Origin of the sequence: Leptolyngbya sp. KIOST-1 (assembly GCF_000763385.1) — a bacterium.
Taxonomy (GTDB): Bacteria; Cyanobacteriota; Cyanobacteriia; order Phormidesmidales; family Phormidesmidaceae; genus Nodosilinea.
In genome coordinates this window covers 1,407,271-1,422,246 of the sequence record NZ_JQFA01000004.1, presented here as the reverse complement: position 1 = coordinate 1,422,246, position 14,976 = coordinate 1,407,271, and the positions used below count along the sequence as shown (strand labels likewise).

Here is a 14,976-nt window from a genome sequence, read left to right as displayed (position 1 = left end):
ACGTCTAGATATCAACCATTCTGGGCCGCATGAGCTACTGCATCAACCCCGACTGTTTAAAGCCCAAGAATCCCCCCACCGTCAGTCACTGTCAAAACTGTGGGGCAGAGCTACTGTTGCGGGGCCGCTACCGGATGATTCGGGCCCTGGGACGGGGCGGCTTTGGCGCCACGTTCCTGGCCCGTGACGAAATGCTGCCAGGCAAACCGCCCTGTGTCATCAAGCAGCTACGCCCCTCGGCCGAGGCTCCCCACATTTTGGACATGGCCCGCGACTTATTTAAGCGGGAAGCCAAGATTCTTGGCATGATTGGCAACCACCCGCAGCTGCCCCGCCTGCTTGACTATTTTGAAAGCGGGCAGGAGTTCTTTCTGGTCCAGGAGTATATCAACGGCTTCACCCTGCAGCAGGAGGTCAAGCGGGGCGGCCCCTTTACCGAAGCGGGGGTAAAGCAGTTCCTGAGCGAAATTCTGGCGATGGTGCAGTACGTCCACGACAACCACGTCATCCACCGCGACATCAAACCGGCCAACATCATTCGCCGCGACCAGGACAAAAAACTGGTGCTGATTGACTTTGGCGCGGTCAAGGACAAAGTCAACCCGCTGCAGGCCGCCAACTCCGACCAAACGGCCCTCACCGCCTACGCCATTGGCACCCCCGGCTACGCGCCGCCCGAGCAAATGGCCATGCGCCCTGTCTACGCCAGCGACATCTACGCCCTTGGGGTCACCTGTATCTATTTGCTCTCAGGTAAAGCCCCGAAGGACCTCAACTACGATCCCCATACGGGAGAACTGCTGTGGCGGGAGCACGTGCACATCAGCGATCATTTCGCGGGGGTGCTGCAAAAGATGCTGGAGATTTCGGTGAAGCACCGCTACCAGAGTGTGGAGGCGATTCACCGCGACCTGGATCTGGAGCCATATATGGAGAGCCTGGCCCAAAACATGGCCTTTCCCTCCCCGTCCGGGCCAGTCGCCAATGGGTTCACCAACGGCAATGGCGCAGTCAGTAGTCCTGCCAAGCACCCCGGCATCAGCCATTCCGGTGGCTCTCCCTCGTCGCGGATGGCGGCGGCAATTCGGGCCCGGCGAGAGCGATCGCACTCCGGCAACCAGAGCCCGGCCCCGCTGATTCCCAGCCGCAGTAGTTCTCCCACCTCGCCGTCCAGGCTGACCCCCGCCAACCTGCTGAGCTCAGACGACGTCAAGCAGAAGTACACCAAAGGGCGACGGGATTTTTCACTGCAAACCTTCAAAGACCTCGATCTCCAGCGCACCCTGCTAGGGGAGATCAACTTTAACCAGTCAAAGTTGCCCGGTGCCAACTTTCAGGGCGCAGACCTCAGCAACGCTAACTTTGGCCGGGCCAACCTCAACCGCGCTAACCTGCGCAATGCCAAGCTGGTCAAGGCTTACTTCCACTACGCCAATCTGGAGGGAGCCGACCTGCGCGGGGCCAACCTGGCCCAGGCCTGCCTCTCTAACGCCAACCTGCGGGGCGCCAACCTCTGCGGGGCGGACCTGACGGGAGCGCTGATCGCCGATGAGCAGCTGGCCATGGCCCGCACCAACTGGTCCACCGTGATGCCCAACGGGCGGCGCGGGGTGCTCTAGAATTTCACTCTCTATGGAGCATTAAGGCACTGGGGACCTAGCTCTACTGGGGTAGGGCGGCAGCTTTGGGCTGGGGGGATCCCGCCTGAGAGCCTTCGGCCAGCTCAAGCTCTCGAGAGGCATGGGGCACGTTACGCAGCGCCACCAGCGCCTCTTTGATGATGACCGCCGCGGGAACCGCCACGATCACCCCCAGCAGCCCACCCACTCTGGCTCCCGACAGGATGGCAATAAACACCCAAAAGGGATTTAGCCCGGTGACGCTGCCCAGTACGCGGGGGGCGATGCCATTTTCCACCAGCTGCTGCACTATCACCGCCGAAATCAGCATCGGAATGGCAATTTTGATGTCGCGCAGGGCCACCAGCAGGGTGACGATGATCACTCCAACGGTGCCGCCAAAGGGTACCAGGGCCAGCAGACCCACGGTGAGGCCAAACAGCGATCCAAAGGGGACGTTCAGCAGCCCAAAGATGATGGTGAGGGCGGTGCCGAAGCAGCTGGCCACGATGAACTGCCCCAAAAAGTAGTTGCGAAAACTCTGCCGCAGGGTTTCTGAGAAGGGCTGCTGCAGCCGTCTTGGCAGCAGGCCCACCAGGCCGCCCCACACCTCTTCGCCGTGCTGGAGCAGGTAGAAGGTCAGCACTACCGTCAGCACCACATCGAGCAGCTTGTTGGCGGTAAACACCGCCACGTTGATAGTCAGGTTGAGAGCTTCCCCCGCAATGGACTGGATTTCGCGCTTGAGGCGATCGCTGGTGAGGGTAATAATGCCGTCAAAGTTGATCGGTAGGCCCCATTCGGCCAGCTTGCCGTCGAGCATCATTAGCTGAGTTTTGCCCGAGTCAAACCAGTCGGGCAGGCGCACCACCAGCTGTTGCCCCTGGTCGATGACAAAGGGCAGCACAATGATGGCCAGCCCCGAAAACCCCACCAGAGCCAGCATCAGCACCAGGGTGGCGGCCAAGCCACGCTTGAGCCCGAGGGTTTCGAGCCGACCCATGGGGTAGCTGAGCAAAAATGCCAGCAGCCCGGCGATCAGCACAGTAACCAGAATGGAGCGAAAGTAGCCAAAAATGATGGAGACGGCCCACACGTTGAGCACCACCAGGGGAGTCGCCAGCAGCACTAGAATCGACTGGGCGATGGGGCTGAGCCTGTCCCACCAGCGAGCCAGCCAGCTGCTGGGGTTCGGTTCTGGACTTTGTGCTGCACCGTACTCCATAGATCTGCTGAATAAATCGGTTAAATGAGGGGCCAGAGTCGTGGATGGGCAATTACGGCCACCTACAGCCTACGGCAAAGTAGCGAATTTCAGGCCCAGGCGATCGCGCTTTTTTGAGGCCGAGGGGCAGGTTTCACCCCGCCGATGGACACCGCAGGGGGTAATATGTAAACAATTTAAACAATTTCTCTCCTGCCTGCCCCCCGCCGCCCGGGCCCCTACCACCTCCATCGATCGCGTTCTTCCCTGTTTAGCTATTCTCCTATGCTCGCTTCCTACCCTACCCCCACCCAAGGGATTGTTATCAAACAGCCCCACCCCCAAAAAGTGCTGGCGATGGGCGACAGCCTGGTGTACGGCTTTGGCGATCCCGAGGGGGGGGGCTGGGTTGAGCGCCTGCGCCGCCGCACCATGGCCCCAGGGCGAGAGGGAGCGGTATTTTACAACCTGGGTGTGCGGGGCGATGGGGTGAGCCAGGTACGCCAGCGCCTCGACCACGAGTTTCGCTACCGGGGTGAACTGCGCAACCGGCTGCCCGATTTGCTGGTGCTGTCGGTGGGGGTCAACGATTCGGCCCGTGTAGGCAGTACCCTGGGTCGCAACCGCACCGATTTTGACAACTTTGAGGGGCAAATCCACGACCTGCTGACCCAGGCGCGGCAGCTGTGCCCGGTGCTGTTTGTGGGCATGCCGCCGGTCAACGAACAGGCCATGCCCTTTTCAGAAGTGCTCTACTACACCCACAGCGACCAGTGGCGCTACCGCGAAGCCACCCGCCTGGCCTGCACCAGCCACAATATTCCCTACCTCGATGTGCTGAACCTGTGGCTGGGTCGGGGCGAACCCTGGTGGCTGCCGCTGCTCTCGGCCGATGGACTGCACCCCAACGTGGCGGGCTACGAGGCGCTGCTGTACGACATCCTCGCCTGGGATGCGTTTCAGACCGCCGTTGACCTGCCTGTTGCTCGTCCCTAGCGCCCTTTCCTGCCTGCCGCAATGCCATGGCTGCCCCATCTAGACCTGCTTCAGCACCGCATCCACCGCAGCGGCAAGACGGGCTCCGATGGCCAGAGGACTGGATACCGTGAGTCTGTAGAGTGGGCGTTTTTTGATGGCATCTCCTGAGTTCTCGTTTTTGGCTTCCTCGGTGCAGCAGACTGTAGACGAGCAGCGGGCGGCGGGCAGAGCCCTGCGTCAGACCCTGAAACGCTCTGAGCTGGGGGTATTTGAGCCAGCCCCGCCCCGCCCTGACCCGGTTGACATCCTTGCGGCCCAGGCCCAAACCCGCGTCCCAGAACTGGTGCCCCTGCGCTACGAACGCATGCTGGCCTCGCCCTTTGCCTTTCTGCGCGGGGCGGCGGCAGTGATGATGGCCGATATAGCGGCGGCACCGGTTACAGGCCTTAACGTCCAGGCCTGCGGCGATATGCACGTGTCAAACTTTGGGGTGTTTGCCTCGGCGGAGCGCAACCTGGTATTTGCCATTAACGACTTCGACGAAACCCACCCCGGCCCCTGGGAGTGGGACGTGAAACGGTTGGCCGCCAGCGCTGTGGTGGCGGGGCGCTACCTGGGCAGCGCTGGGGGCGGCGATACAGAGCACAATCGCGTCCTCTGTCAGGAGGCCGTGCGCGCCCTGGTGGATGCCTACGCCCGCTACCTGAATACCTACTCCGACCTGGGCTACCTCGACCTGTGGTACGTCAGCATCACCGAGGAGGAACTGCTGCAAAAGCTCCCTGACAGCGCCGAAATCTATACCCAGCGCATGCTTGCCAAGGCACGAGAGCGCAACCACTTGCAGGTCCTCGATCGCATGACCGATCTGGTGGACGACCGCCACCACATTGTGGAGTCGCCACCGCTGGTGGTGCGGGCGGAAACCCTGGGCGATCGCCCAGCCGTGGAGGCGGCAATCCGTTCGTTGTTGGACAGCTACGGGGCATCGCTGAGCGAAGATCGCCGCTTTTTGCTGTCCCGCTACCGGCTCATCGATGTGGCCCGCCAGGTGGTGGGGGTGGGCAGCGTCGGCACCCGCTGCTGGGTGGCGTATCTGGAGGGCAAAGACGCCAGCGACCCCATATTTTTGCAGATCAAAGAGGCTCAACCCTCGGTGCTGGCGCCCTACGCTGAGGCAACCTGCGACTTTCGCCTGCCCGACAGCCACCAGGGGCGGCGGGTGGTGATCGGGCAGCGGCTGATTCAGGGGTCTCCCGACATTTTTTTGGGCTGGGGCAAGTTGGGGGACGTGCATTACTACGTGCGCCAACTGCGCGATATGAAGGGAGGCTTCAAGCTCGAGCCGGGCAAGTTTAAGCCAGTTAACCTGCCTGCCTACTGTGCCCTCTGCGGTTGGGCCCTGGCGCTGGCCCACGCCAAGTCGGGCAATGCGGCCATGCTGACGGGGTACATCGGCAAAGGGGAGGCCCTGGCTGATGCCCTGGTAGCCTTTGCAGAGGCCTATGCCGACCAAACCGAGCGCGATTACGATGCCCTGGTGGCCGCAGCCCGCCAAGGACGCATCCCGGCGGCGTGGGAGCCCTAGGGCGGGTCATCAAGCGCGGCCAAAAGCCCGGTGCGGCCAAAAGCCCGGTGTACGGCGATGGCCATTGCGCCGCCCCAAAGACCAGGCCAGGGGCTGTAATAACAGATCCGAGTTACAGAACCCCGATTCGTAACCAGCAACCCCCTAGGGGCGTAGCATGCTACGCCTCTACCAATCGGGGGTAGCCGAGTAGGATTCGGTATAACCCTTGTTTTTTGAGCGTTTAGCCGCTATTGATGACATCCCGCAGAACCGCTAATCTAGACAGCCTTCGTCCAGGTCGGAGGCGGTGACGGGCGGCAGGGTGGCCGGTTGAATGGGGCGACCCAAGATCATGGCTCGGGACTGAGGCTGCCCCTGAAACTGTTCCCGAGGCTGGTGCTGGGACCGAGTCGCCTGGGGATTTTGTGGTGATGGGGCGTCGCACAGGGCCTCGATCTCGACTTCGACCAGCATGTCGGGGTTCATCAGAGCGGGGATTTCGACCGTGGTGTTGACGGGCGGACAGTCGGCAAAGAGTTCGTGATGGGCCTGGGCAACCTCCTCCCAGCGGCCCATGTCGGTGACGTAGATGCGGGTGCGGACTGTGTCGCTGAGGTCGGCTCCCAGTTCCTGGAGGGCATGTTGAATGATCGCAAAGCAGCGATGGGTCTGAGCATAGGCGTCACCGGGGGCAAAGGTCCCACCCTCCCCATCACTGGGGGCGGTGCCGGAGACAAAGATCTGCTGGCCCACCCGCAGCGCCCGGCAGTAGCCGACCTTCTCTTCCCAAGGGGTACCCGAAAACGCCCGCTGCCGCGCCATTGCTGTGCCCACCATAAAAACAGCCCCAGCATACCTTTATTTTGAGAATTCTGAAGAATTAAGCGCTACAGCCCCTAGTCTGTCTTTTGGGTCAGGCTTGGAAAGCTTGTTATACCGAGCTTTTGGCCGCGCTTGATGACACCCCCTAGGCCAGAAAACCCAGCCACTGACCATTAGCTTTAGCCTTGCGAATTAGCGCCTGACGCTCCTTGCTGGATACACCAAAGCGGTTGCAGAAGTTGGTGATGGTTTTGGAGTGAAGGGCGATTGCCTGTCCCCGTAGCTTGTTGAATTTGGGCGTTCCCAAAACATTGCGAATCAGCAGAACTATCGGTGCAAACATATCGTGCTTCCTCCAAAGACGTTGATTACGTGCTTAACAATTCGCCAGACCCAGGCCGTTCACCAGCTCTGGCCAAAAACCTTCTACTGTCAGCGGTACCCCGCCCAGCCCTAATAACAGGCCAAAGGCTGCAACCCTTGATGCTTGGTTTTTCCAGGGCTAATCGATGACAGTTCCTAGCTGACCGCTACAGAAACTAGCAGCAGACTTGCCACCAGCAGCGATGCAAAGGCGGCCTGGACGACGTAGCCCCGCTGCTGTTCGGGGGAGGGATAGGAGGCGAGGTAGACGTCAGGCTCCACGGCATAGTTGTTGAGAGTGCCGTTGTCGAGTTGAGTGGTCGTAAACATTGAGGGCCCCTCCTTGGGGAAGAATGTTTCTTTATGTAAACCAATGTAACAGCGGTGTAACAATATCGCAATACTTTATTGCATTAATTTTGCTTATGCGCTATAGCCCAGGCGGAATCTCCCTGCTTTGCGGTGGCTGACCCGGATCAGGGGGCGGGAAACACGGGCACTACTCCCGATTACTCCATCACTACCCTGGCTGTACATAGCAATGGCGATTGCGCTTAGGATATCGGTCTGGACTTCGGTTAAGAGCTGGGGGTGGCGCAATAGCGTATAGCCATCGATATCAGCTCAAAAACCTGGGATCTCCACAGAACCAGCGTCCTACGGTGAATTCAGGACAGGCCGATCGCACTGACGCTGATGGGTTGAGGCAGCCCGGCCACTGCCAATCCCTGAGCAGCACAAAAAAAGGGGTGTCTAGTTGACACCCCTTTGTCTATCAACATTCAGTTATCTACGGGCTTACCGGCAGCGGAGCGAACTCGCGATCGCAGGTTGCAGGCAGCAAGCTCGTCTACACGATGGACGCCATACTGACGTCGTTGGTAGCCAGCAGGTGCTGTAGTTCTTCCGAATCTACTGTTTCCTTATCCACCAGCATCTTGGCCAACTGATCCAGCACGTGGCGGTTGTTGGTCAACACCTGCTTGGCGCGGGCGTAGGCCTGATCCACCAGCCCACGCACTTCGGCGTCGATGGTGGCGGCGGTTTCCTCGGAGAAGTCGCGCTCGGCGGCGATGTCGCGGCCCAGGAACATGTTGCCCTGCTGGCGACCCAGGGCTACGGGGCCCAGCTTGTCGCTCATGCCAAAGCGGGTGACCATCTGGCGGGCGACCCGGGCCACCTGCTGGAGGTCGTTGGAGGCGCCGGTGGTGACCTCTTCTTCACCAAAGATAATCTCTTCGGCGATGCGGCCACCGAGGGCGACGGCCATCTGGTTTTGCAGGTAGGAGCGGGAGTAGAGGCCCGACTCCAGACGGTCTTCGCTGGGGGTGAACCAGGTCAGGCCCCCGGCGCGACCGCGGGGGATGATGCTGATTTTCTGCACGGGGTCGTAGTCGGGCATCAGGGCTCCGACCAGGGCGTGGCCAGCTTCGTGGTAGGCGACCAGCTCCTTGCGCTTTTCGCTCATCACCCGGTCTTTCTTCTCGGGACCGGCCAGGACGCGATCGATCGCGTCGTTGACCTCATCCATAGAGATCTCGGTCAGGTTGCGGCGGGCGGCCAGAATGGCGGCCTCGTTCAGCAGGTTGGAGAGATCCGCCCCGGTGAAGCCGGGGGTGCGGCGGGCGATCTTTTGCAGATCGACATCCTTGGAGAAGGTCTTGCCGCGAGCATGGACGTTGAGGATTTCCAGGCGACCGGCGTAGTCGGGGCGATCGACCACTACCTGACGGTCAAAGCGACCGGGGCGCAGCAGGGCCGCATCCAGCACATCGGGGCGGTTGGTGGCGGCAATAATAATGATGCCGGTATTGCCCTCGAAGCCATCCATTTCGGTGAGCAGCTGGTTGAGGGTCTGCTCCCGCTCGTCGTTGCCGCCGCCGAGGCCAGCGCCCCGCTGGCGACCCACGGCGTCGATCTCGTCGATAAATACGATACAGGGGGCGTTGGCCTTGGCCTGCTCGAACAGGTCGCGGACGCGGGAGGCACCCACACCGACAAACATTTCCACGAACTCAGAGCCGGAGATGGAGAAGAAGGGGACGCCTGCCTCACCCGCGACGGCCTTGGCCAGCAGAGTTTTACCAGTACCGGGAGGGCCCACCAGCAGCACGCCCTTGGGAATTTTGGCCCCGACGGCGGTGAAGCGATCGGCATTCTTGAGGAAGTCCACCACCTCGGTGAGTTCCAGTTTGGCCTGCTCAATACCGGCCACATCGCCAAAGGTGACCTGGGTCTGGGGCTCCATCTGGACCCGGGCCTTGGATTTACCAAAGTTCATCGCCTGGTTGCCGGGGCCACTCTGGGCGCGACGCAGCACAAAGAACAAGACACCCAGCAGCAGAATTGGGATCAGCAGGGTGCTGAAGGCCCGCACCCAGACGCTGTCGTTGCTCTGGGGCATGACGACGATATCGACATTGTTGGTTTCCAGGGTGCTGATTAGCTCCTGGTCATTAGGCAGGTTGACGATCACCTGACCATTGCCTTCGGGGTCCGTAAAGCGGGCGCGGGTGCGATCGGCGCTGATGCTGACGCGCTCGATCTGGTTGTTTTGTACCGCGTCTAGAAACTGGCTGTAGCGCCAGGTCTGGGTTTCAGGGCCAGAACCATCAAAAATTGCGGTCGCCAGGGCAATGACGACTACCACTAGCAGGGCATATAAACCTGCGTTTCTCCACCGTTTGTTCACCGGGCTATTGCCTCCACTAACATCTTGGGACGAACTGTTTCTACGAAACTGCTCTCTAAGGCTGAATCTTAAACAGGCTCTATGATTAGAAGGATATTAACTTATGTTAACGCCATCTGTCGGAATGGGCCAATGGAATAGGTATTTAGATACTAATTTTCCCTAAAAGCAGCCCGTAAAGCCGCCAGGGCCGGGTGCTGGGGGTTAAGTTCCAGTCTACTGCGATCGCCCATAACTGTGTGTCCCAGCACCGTGTGAATCGGTACCACCTGCACCGCTGAGTTGCTGTAGGCCAGGGCCTCAAACCGCTGAATAATGCCTGACGGCCAGGGGGTTTGACTCACCCGCTGCCCCTGCCGCTTGAGCGTATCAAGAAGGTGAAGGCGAGCGATGCCAGGCAGCAGGCCCGTCCCGGCGGGGGTGTGCCACTGGCCCTTGGCCCAGCCCCAGAGGTTTCCGGTGCTGGTTTCGAGCCACTGGCCCTGGGCGTCCACCAGAATCGCTTCGCGAGCCCCCTGCCGCTGGGCGGATTGCAGGGCCAGCCAGGCCCCCATGTAGTTGCCGGTCTTGTAGGTAGGCGAAGGGCGCTGGTAAAGCTCACCTCGGGCGACCCAGGCCACAATCCCCTGGGTTTGCATCTGCTCTAGATCGGAGGGCAGGCCGCGACCCATCACCATTTCCCGACCGTCGGGGAAGATGGTGATTCGCAGCACGGGATAGTCTTTCAGCAGCGTCTCGGCCCCCTGGCGGACGGCGGCCCAGTCGGGGCTGGGCCAGCCAAAGGCTTGCAGCGCCTGGGCCAGCCGTGTCTGGTGGGCGGCCCAGTGGGTGAGGGGATGGTCGAGGCTGTTGCCGTAGACCCGCAGGGTGGTGAAAGTCGTGGCTCCGTAGAGCAGGGCGGGGTCGGTGACGGCCAGGGTGAGGTGGTCGGTGGGAGAGTAGGTGCCGTTGAACCAGTGGGGCATAGGTAAAGAGTCTGGTGCTGATGACAAGTGCCACAATAGCCTTAGGAAAAGCGACAGGAGGTGGGCTATGGTGCAGACTTTACCCATTGAGAAGTTGACGCTGTACGACCTGGAGCAGCAGTTTGGGCTGCGGGAGGCTCGTGATGGCGCGTTTTTCTCCGAATGGCAGGGGGATTTGCCCGCGCTCAGCCCGGCAGAGCTGGAACGACTGGCCCGGGTAGAGGCGGCCTATGCCAACCTGGAGCGGCGATCGCTGCTGGAAAACACCGTCAAGCTGGCGGTGGTCGCGCCCCTGCTGGACCTGGCCGGGCTGTTTTTGCCGCCGTTCTACGTCACCACCGAGAAAACGGTGGAAATCACCGCCACCGCCGATGAGCACACCCTGCGGGGGCGGCTGGATGTGCTGGTGCTGAAGGATCAGCTCTGGGTGCTGGTAATTGAGTCGAAGCGGGCGGAGTTTTCGCTCAAGGTGGGGATTCCCCAGGTGTTGGGCTATATGATGGCCGCGCCAGACTCGTCGCTGCCGCTGTACGGCCTGGTGACCAATGGCAGTAGTTTTGTGTTTGTAAAGCTAGCGGGTCGGCAGTATGCGCGATCGAAGGAGCTGATTTTGGATCAGGATGGGGGGCTGGCCCAGACGCTACAGATATTGAAGGGGCTGGCCAAAATTGTGGCGGAAAACGATGGGGTTAGACGCTGATCGATACCTGATGACTATGGGCTTAGCCTCCACAGCAGGTTGATCACATTTCCGACTCTGGCCCAATCTGGGGCTGAAAGATGCCCCAGCCAGCGGCTAACCATACTTTTCTCCAGAGTCGCCAGCTTGTGTAGTCGCACGGTTGAAGGCAGCAGCAAACCCGCTTCAGCCTGGTTTGCAAGGGCAACATCAAAAGCAGTTGTGTAGGGTTGGCTGGTAATCCGGGCCACCACAATATCTGGGTCGTCTATATCTAGCAGAACTAGGGCTGGGCGCTGTTTTTGGCGAATGCCATCGGTGAAGGGAAACGCCAGCAAAACCACATCACCAGGCTGGTAGCGGATCATAGCTACAACGTGTCGTAGATGGCATCGGCTTTGCTGTAGCCCGCTAAAAACTGCTCAGCTGCCATAGTATTCCACTCGGCTGCTTCCTCATCTTCTGATGGGTCTTGCACTAGCACGATGACTCTGACGGCGCGATGCCCCGCCAACTGCACCAGGGCCGACTCTGGCAGTTTAAGCTGCCCATCGGCCATCACTTCCCCCGCAAACTCATAGGCTTTCATTGCTGTTTACCTCGCTCCACTACCAACCAGAACACTCCGCCACCCCATCACCGCCCAACCCACTACTACCATTCTCTGCTCATGACGCTGGGTTAGAGAGTTGAGCCCGAACTTGGTCGGCATACTGGCAGAATGGCTCGAAGCCGATTTCCTGGCCAATGGCGGTGGCCTCGTCTAGGGATTGGTGCGCCCCCGCCAGGTCGTTGAGCTGCACCTGGGCCTGGACAATGAACATCAGCAGATTGCGGCCCTGGCTGTATCGGCTGCCAATGGCCCCAAAAATTGCCTGGGCCTGCAAAAAATAATCCATCGCCCGCTGGGGATCATCTTGTAAACTGCCCACGCCCAGCACAGCGTTGGCTTCGCCGAGCCGAGCGCCCACCTCGCGATAAATCGTCAACGCCTGCTCGTAGTTCGCCAGCGCCTCACGACTTTGTTTGAGGAATTGCAGCACGTCGCCCTGCGCTTGCAGCGTGTTGGCTTCGCCGAGCCGATCGCCCACCTCGCGATAAATCGTCAACGCCTGCTCGTAGTTGGCCAGCGCCTCGCTACGTTGATCGAGGAATTGCAGCACATCGCCCTGCGCTTGCAGCGTGTTGGCTTCGCCGAGCCGAGCGCCCACCTCGCGATAAATCGTCAACGCCTGCTCGTAGTTCCCCAGCGCCTCACGACTTTGTTTGAGGAATTGCAGCACGTCGCCCTGCGCTTTCAGCGTGTTAGCTTCGCCGAGCCGATCGCCCACCTCGCGATAAATCGTCAACGCCTGCTCGTAGTTCCCCAGCGCCTCACGACTTTGTTTGAGGAATTGCAGCACGTCGCCCTGCGCTTTCAGCGTGTTAGCTTCGCCGAGCCGATCGCCCACCTCGCGATAAATCGTCAACGCCTGCTCGTAGTTCCCCAGCGCCTCACTCCGTTGATCGAGGAATTGCAGCACTTCGCCCTGCGCTTTCAGCGTGTTGGCTTCGCCGAGCCGATCGCCCACCTCGCGATAAATTGTCAACGCCTGCTCGTAGTTCCCCAGCGCCTCACTCCGTTGATCAAGGAATTGCAGCACGTCGCCCTGCGCTTGCAGCGTGTTGGCTTCGCCGAGCCGATCGCCCACCTCGCGATAAATCGTCAACGCCTGCTCGTAGGTTTCCAGCGCCTCACGACTTTGTTTGAGGAATTGCAGCACGTCGCCCTGCGCTTGCAGCGTGTTGGCTTCGCCGAGCCGAGCGCCCACCTCGCGATAAATCGTCAACGCCTGCTCGTAGGTTTCCAGAGCTTGACGATCAGTTTCGATAAAACGGAGAGTTTTACCTAAACCCAACAGGGCTTCAGCTTCAAGAATTTGTTTCTGGCTGGCTTGGGCTAGAGACAGGGCCTGGCGATAAAATTGACAAGCCGTCTTCATCTCAGACAAACTACGATAAGCATCTGCTAGCTCTAGCAAAATTGTCAGGCGAATTTCGGCATTGGCAATGGCGCTGTCGCAGGCGGCGGGAGCATATTCCTCCAGCAGGCGGTGAAGCTGATCAATGCGGCTTTGCTTGACGGGCTTGAGATCGCTAGTAAAGAGGCGGCCAGAGTTCAGGGCAGCCGTTTGGGCTGTATTAACATCACTGCGGACGGAGCGAAATTCAAACACTGCCGAGGCCCAGGCCCAAAAATCCCTGGCGGTGCGGGCCAGGCGTTTGAGCGCATACTTGGGCAGAACAAAAATGATTGGGTGGGGAATGCGACGGGCCAGGGCATCGCGGATGAAGTTGAGGTCTTCTAGAAAGACCACATCATCCTCTGCGATGCCAATCGAGGTTTCGAGCCCCCGCAAAACAACCACTAACTTTAGATTGGCCGCCGTTGGCAGGTTGGCCACTTCTGCCATTAGCCTGGGTAGCAGCGAGGCAAGACGCTCCTGGGAAAAATCCAGCACCACCAGTTGCACGGCCTGGCATTCTGGACGTTCCCGCAAGGCTTGAATCAGCCTATCCCCATCGGCAGCAAAGTTGACTTCGGCAAAGGCAATGGCAAAGCCCTCCGACAGGTCGCAAAACGTAGCCAACCCGCGAAAAGACTCTAGATTCAGCCCCAAAAACTCGGGCAGGGCTGAGTCAGGCTGGGATGTCAGCCAGGGCTTGTTTGAAGAGGTCACTGTGCCGTATCACCGGATGAGGATAGATCCAACGATTGTCGCCGTTATACTCTAGAACCGCCGTGCTAAACAGTAGTTCTTTCCCAACATTGTCGTCGGTAATTTCTTTCTTCTGAGCAATCTTGGCCAATTCGGGATAGTGGGTACGTGGGGTCGATCGCTCAAAACGAAACTGAAGCTGTTTAGCCGCATAGGTCACATTGTCCGCCTGAATTTTCGTGCGACCCAGGCCCAGGGCGTGAATGCTGGCATCTCGCATCATCTGCATCATGTGGCGTACGTGGCCACCACTGGTTTTTGCCATCTCTAGCAACAGCTCGCGGCTCTCAAACACAGCACTGGCATCTACCCGCTTTTCGATCATGCTGGCAATGGCGTTTAGCCCGTCTGGGTTGTAATCTAGCTCCAGGCGATCGCGAGCGTACTGATACACATTCACCATCGGCACAATGTGGGGATTGCCAAAGGCAGTACTAATGCCTCGCTGGCTGTAAAGGGTAGAAATAGGCACCGTATAGAGAATCATGCAGTGCAACTCCTGCATTTGCAGGGCGTAGTCAAAAAATAGATGCGTAGCGACATTGGGCGGGCATTTGTCTAACCCATCCAAAATGAGTAAGATGCCTTTTTTCTCAGGAAACTTAGCCCGTAGCTTTTTACTGCCGTCTGCCAGGAGCAGATTGATATCTGCCTTAAGTCGAGAAACCTCTGGCGTCAAAACCTGGCGGATACGGCGCTTATCGGTAACTGAACCCTGAATCTGGGCCATGAGCTTCACCAGGAATTTGGCCAGAAAAGGTGCATCGGCTCCCAGGGTAGCCTCGGCAGCTACATTCACCGATCGCGCTACGCTTTCTTCAGTCTCCGTGGTGATTTCCTTAAACCAATCCTCAAACCCTTTGAGTAAATCTTGGTCGAACTGAATATTTAGCTTACGGAGTTCAAACTCCACTTGCTTGATGATAATCAAATACAGATCGGTGTACTCGATGTCCTGAATGTCTGCTTCCTCATCCACCTGCACCTCCACCACTAAAAAGTCCTCCTGCTGGTGCTGGGAGATTCGCGCCAGTTCTGAACTTTTGCCGCAGCCGATATGACCGGTAAATAGGACAGTGCCAAATTCCCCCGGTTCAGTGACAGCCAATCTGCCGTTGACATCGCTAATGGCATTCTGGCGAGATTCAAAGGGAATGTAATAGCGATCGATGTTCTCCAAAGACAGCGGGCGCACATCACAGACCCGATAGGCTTCGCGCAAGGTTTTGGCCAGGGTGTAGTTCGGAGCTGCCATAGGTGACTATCTAGGGAGTGGCCAACGGTGTCACGGTCCTCCTATCATACCGAACCACTGTCCTGGGGAC

General features: G+C 59.2%; 15 protein-coding genes. 5 read left to right on the top strand and 10 right to left on the bottom strand.

Features of this window, described 5'->3' with window-relative positions; all coding sequences use genetic code 11:
* Positions 1 to 29: 29 nt before the first annotated feature.
* On the top strand, positions 30 to 1,619 hold the full coding sequence (locus tag NF78_RS23410) for a serine/threonine-protein kinase (RefSeq protein ID WP_035992128.1): 1,590 nt from the start codon (positions 30 to 32) through the stop codon (positions 1,617 to 1,619).
* 43 nt (positions 1,620 to 1,662) lie between these two features.
* Here the strand turns inward: NF78_RS23410 and NF78_RS23405 are convergent, their stop codons facing one another.
* Complete coding sequence (locus NF78_RS23405; protein ID WP_035992125.1) at positions 1,663 to 2,844, bottom strand: AI-2E family transporter; 1,182 nt, start codon at positions 2,842 to 2,844, stop codon at positions 1,663 to 1,665.
* 264 nt (positions 2,845 to 3,108) lie between these two features.
* On the opposite strand from NF78_RS23405, the gene NF78_RS23400 reads away from it, so the two are divergent.
* Genes NF78_RS23400 through NF78_RS23395 form a run of 3 tightly spaced genes read left to right on the top strand, consistent with a single transcriptional unit; the run spans position 3,109 to position 5,389 of the window.
* Positions 3,109 to 3,819 carry a GDSL-type esterase/lipase family protein gene (locus NF78_RS23400; protein ID WP_035992121.1) on the top strand — a complete coding sequence of 237 codons (711 nt, stop codon included), beginning with the start codon at positions 3,109 to 3,111 and terminating at the stop codon, positions 3,817 to 3,819.
* Positions 3,820 to 3,840: 21 nt separating this feature from the next.
* Positions 3,841 to 3,969 (top strand): hypothetical protein, encoded by a 129-nt coding sequence (locus NF78_RS33100; protein ID WP_263970686.1) that lies wholly within the window; start codon positions 3,841 to 3,843, stop codon positions 3,967 to 3,969.
* Entirely contained in the window at positions 3,956 to 5,389 is a 1,434-nt protein-coding gene (locus NF78_RS23395) for a DUF2252 domain-containing protein (RefSeq protein WP_052050875.1), read from the top strand. The genes NF78_RS33100 and NF78_RS23395 overlap by 14 nt, the downstream gene beginning before the upstream one ends.
* A gap of 255 nt (positions 5,390 to 5,644) precedes the next feature.
* Here the strand turns inward: NF78_RS23395 and NF78_RS23390 are convergent, their stop codons facing one another.
* The 5 genes from NF78_RS23390 to NF78_RS23370 all read right to left on the bottom strand — a co-directional run bounded on the left by NF78_RS23390 (position 5,645) and on the right by NF78_RS23370 (position 10,213).
* Positions 5,645 to 6,208, bottom strand: a complete 564-nt coding sequence (locus NF78_RS23390) for a RidA family protein (protein WP_263970685.1) — start codon at positions 6,206 to 6,208, stop codon at positions 5,645 to 5,647.
* Between the two features lie 130 nt (positions 6,209 to 6,338).
* Entirely contained in the window at positions 6,339 to 6,536 is a 198-nt protein-coding gene (locus tag NF78_RS23385) for a hypothetical protein (protein ID WP_035992119.1), read from the bottom strand.
* A 176-nt stretch (positions 6,537 to 6,712) separates the two neighbouring features.
* Positions 6,713 to 6,886 (bottom strand): photosystem II assembly protein Psb34, encoded by a 174-nt coding sequence (gene psb34 / locus NF78_RS31490; protein WP_035992116.1) that lies wholly within the window; start codon positions 6,884 to 6,886, stop codon positions 6,713 to 6,715.
* Between the two features lie 520 nt (positions 6,887 to 7,406).
* Positions 7,407 to 9,248, bottom strand: coding sequence for an ATP-dependent zinc metalloprotease FtsH3 (ftsH3, locus tag NF78_RS23375; protein WP_035992112.1), 1,842 nt, complete (start codon positions 9,246 to 9,248; stop codon positions 7,407 to 7,409).
* A 152-nt stretch (positions 9,249 to 9,400) separates the two neighbouring features.
* The gene (locus tag NF78_RS23370) at positions 9,401 to 10,213 is read right to left on the bottom strand and encodes an aminotransferase class IV (RefSeq protein ID WP_035992109.1); all 813 of its coding nucleotides are present in this window, start codon (positions 10,211 to 10,213) and stop codon (positions 9,401 to 9,403) included.
* 67 nt (positions 10,214 to 10,280) lie between these two features.
* Here NF78_RS23370 and NF78_RS23365 point away from each other — a divergent pair, with 67 nt between their 5' ends.
* Positions 10,281 to 10,913 (top strand): restriction endonuclease subunit R, encoded by a 633-nt coding sequence (locus NF78_RS23365; RefSeq protein ID WP_035992106.1) that lies wholly within the window; start codon positions 10,281 to 10,283, stop codon positions 10,911 to 10,913.
* Between the two features lie 14 nt (positions 10,914 to 10,927).
* Here NF78_RS23365 and NF78_RS23360 read toward each other — a convergent pair whose 3' ends face one another.
* From NF78_RS23360 to NF78_RS23345, 4 genes are all read right to left on the bottom strand, one after another.
* Positions 10,928 to 11,260: a type II toxin-antitoxin system PemK/MazF family toxin gene (locus NF78_RS23360; protein ID WP_035992102.1), complete on the bottom strand. Its 333-nt coding sequence runs from the start codon at positions 11,258 to 11,260 to the stop codon at positions 10,928 to 10,930.
* 2 nt (positions 11,261 to 11,262) lie between these two features.
* A complete protein-coding gene (locus tag NF78_RS23355) occupies positions 11,263 to 11,481 on the bottom strand; it encodes a hypothetical protein (protein ID WP_035992099.1) in 219 nt (72 codons plus the stop codon).
* Positions 11,482 to 11,560: 79 nt separating this feature from the next.
* The gene (locus tag NF78_RS28540; protein ID WP_052050874.1) at positions 11,561 to 13,612 is read right to left on the bottom strand and encodes a tetratricopeptide repeat protein; all 2,052 of its coding nucleotides are present in this window, start codon (positions 13,610 to 13,612) and stop codon (positions 11,561 to 11,563) included.
* Positions 13,572 to 14,906, bottom strand: a complete 1,335-nt coding sequence (locus NF78_RS23345) for a P-loop NTPase fold protein (RefSeq protein WP_035992097.1) — start codon at positions 14,904 to 14,906, stop codon at positions 13,572 to 13,574. Before NF78_RS23345 ends, NF78_RS28540 begins: the two co-directional genes overlap by 41 nt.
* Positions 14,907 to 14,976: the final 70 nt, after the last annotated feature.

What these genes read in the sequence shown, in the direction of transcription:
- NF78_RS23410 (WP_035992128.1), top strand. Translation starts at nt 30, where the DNA reads ATGAGCTACTGCATCAACCCCGACTGTTTAAAGCCCAAGAATCCCCCC.
- NF78_RS23405 (WP_035992125.1), bottom strand. Translation starts at nt 2,844, where the DNA reads ATGGAGTACGGTGCAGCACAAAGTCCAGAACCGAACCCCAGCAGCTGG.
- NF78_RS23400 (WP_035992121.1), top strand. Translation starts at nt 3,109, where the DNA reads ATGCTCGCTTCCTACCCTACCCCCACCCAAGGGATTGTTATCAAACAG.
- NF78_RS33100 (WP_263970686.1), top strand. Translation starts at nt 3,841, where the DNA reads ATGCCATGGCTGCCCCATCTAGACCTGCTTCAGCACCGCATCCACCGC.
- NF78_RS23395 (WP_052050875.1), top strand. Translation starts at nt 3,956, where the DNA reads ATGGCATCTCCTGAGTTCTCGTTTTTGGCTTCCTCGGTGCAGCAGACT.
- NF78_RS23390 (WP_263970685.1), bottom strand. Translation starts at nt 6,208, where the DNA reads ATGGTGGGCACAGCAATGGCGCGGCAGCGGGCGTTTTCGGGTACCCCT.
- NF78_RS23385 (WP_035992119.1), bottom strand. Translation starts at nt 6,536, where the DNA reads ATGTTTGCACCGATAGTTCTGCTGATTCGCAATGTTTTGGGAACGCCC.
- psb34 (WP_035992116.1), bottom strand. Translation starts at nt 6,886, where the DNA reads ATGTTTACGACCACTCAACTCGACAACGGCACTCTCAACAACTATGCC.
- NF78_RS23370 (WP_035992109.1), bottom strand. Translation starts at nt 10,213, where the DNA reads ATGCCCCACTGGTTCAACGGCACCTACTCTCCCACCGACCACCTCACC.
- NF78_RS23365 (WP_035992106.1), top strand. Translation starts at nt 10,281, where the DNA reads ATGGTGCAGACTTTACCCATTGAGAAGTTGACGCTGTACGACCTGGAG.
- NF78_RS23360 (WP_035992102.1), bottom strand. Translation starts at nt 11,260, where the DNA reads ATGATCCGCTACCAGCCTGGTGATGTGGTTTTGCTGGCGTTTCCCTTC.
- NF78_RS23355 (WP_035992099.1), bottom strand. Translation starts at nt 11,481, where the DNA reads ATGAAAGCCTATGAGTTTGCGGGGGAAGTGATGGCCGATGGGCAGCTT.
- NF78_RS23345 (WP_035992097.1), bottom strand. Translation starts at nt 14,906, where the DNA reads ATGGCAGCTCCGAACTACACCCTGGCCAAAACCTTGCGCGAAGCCTAT.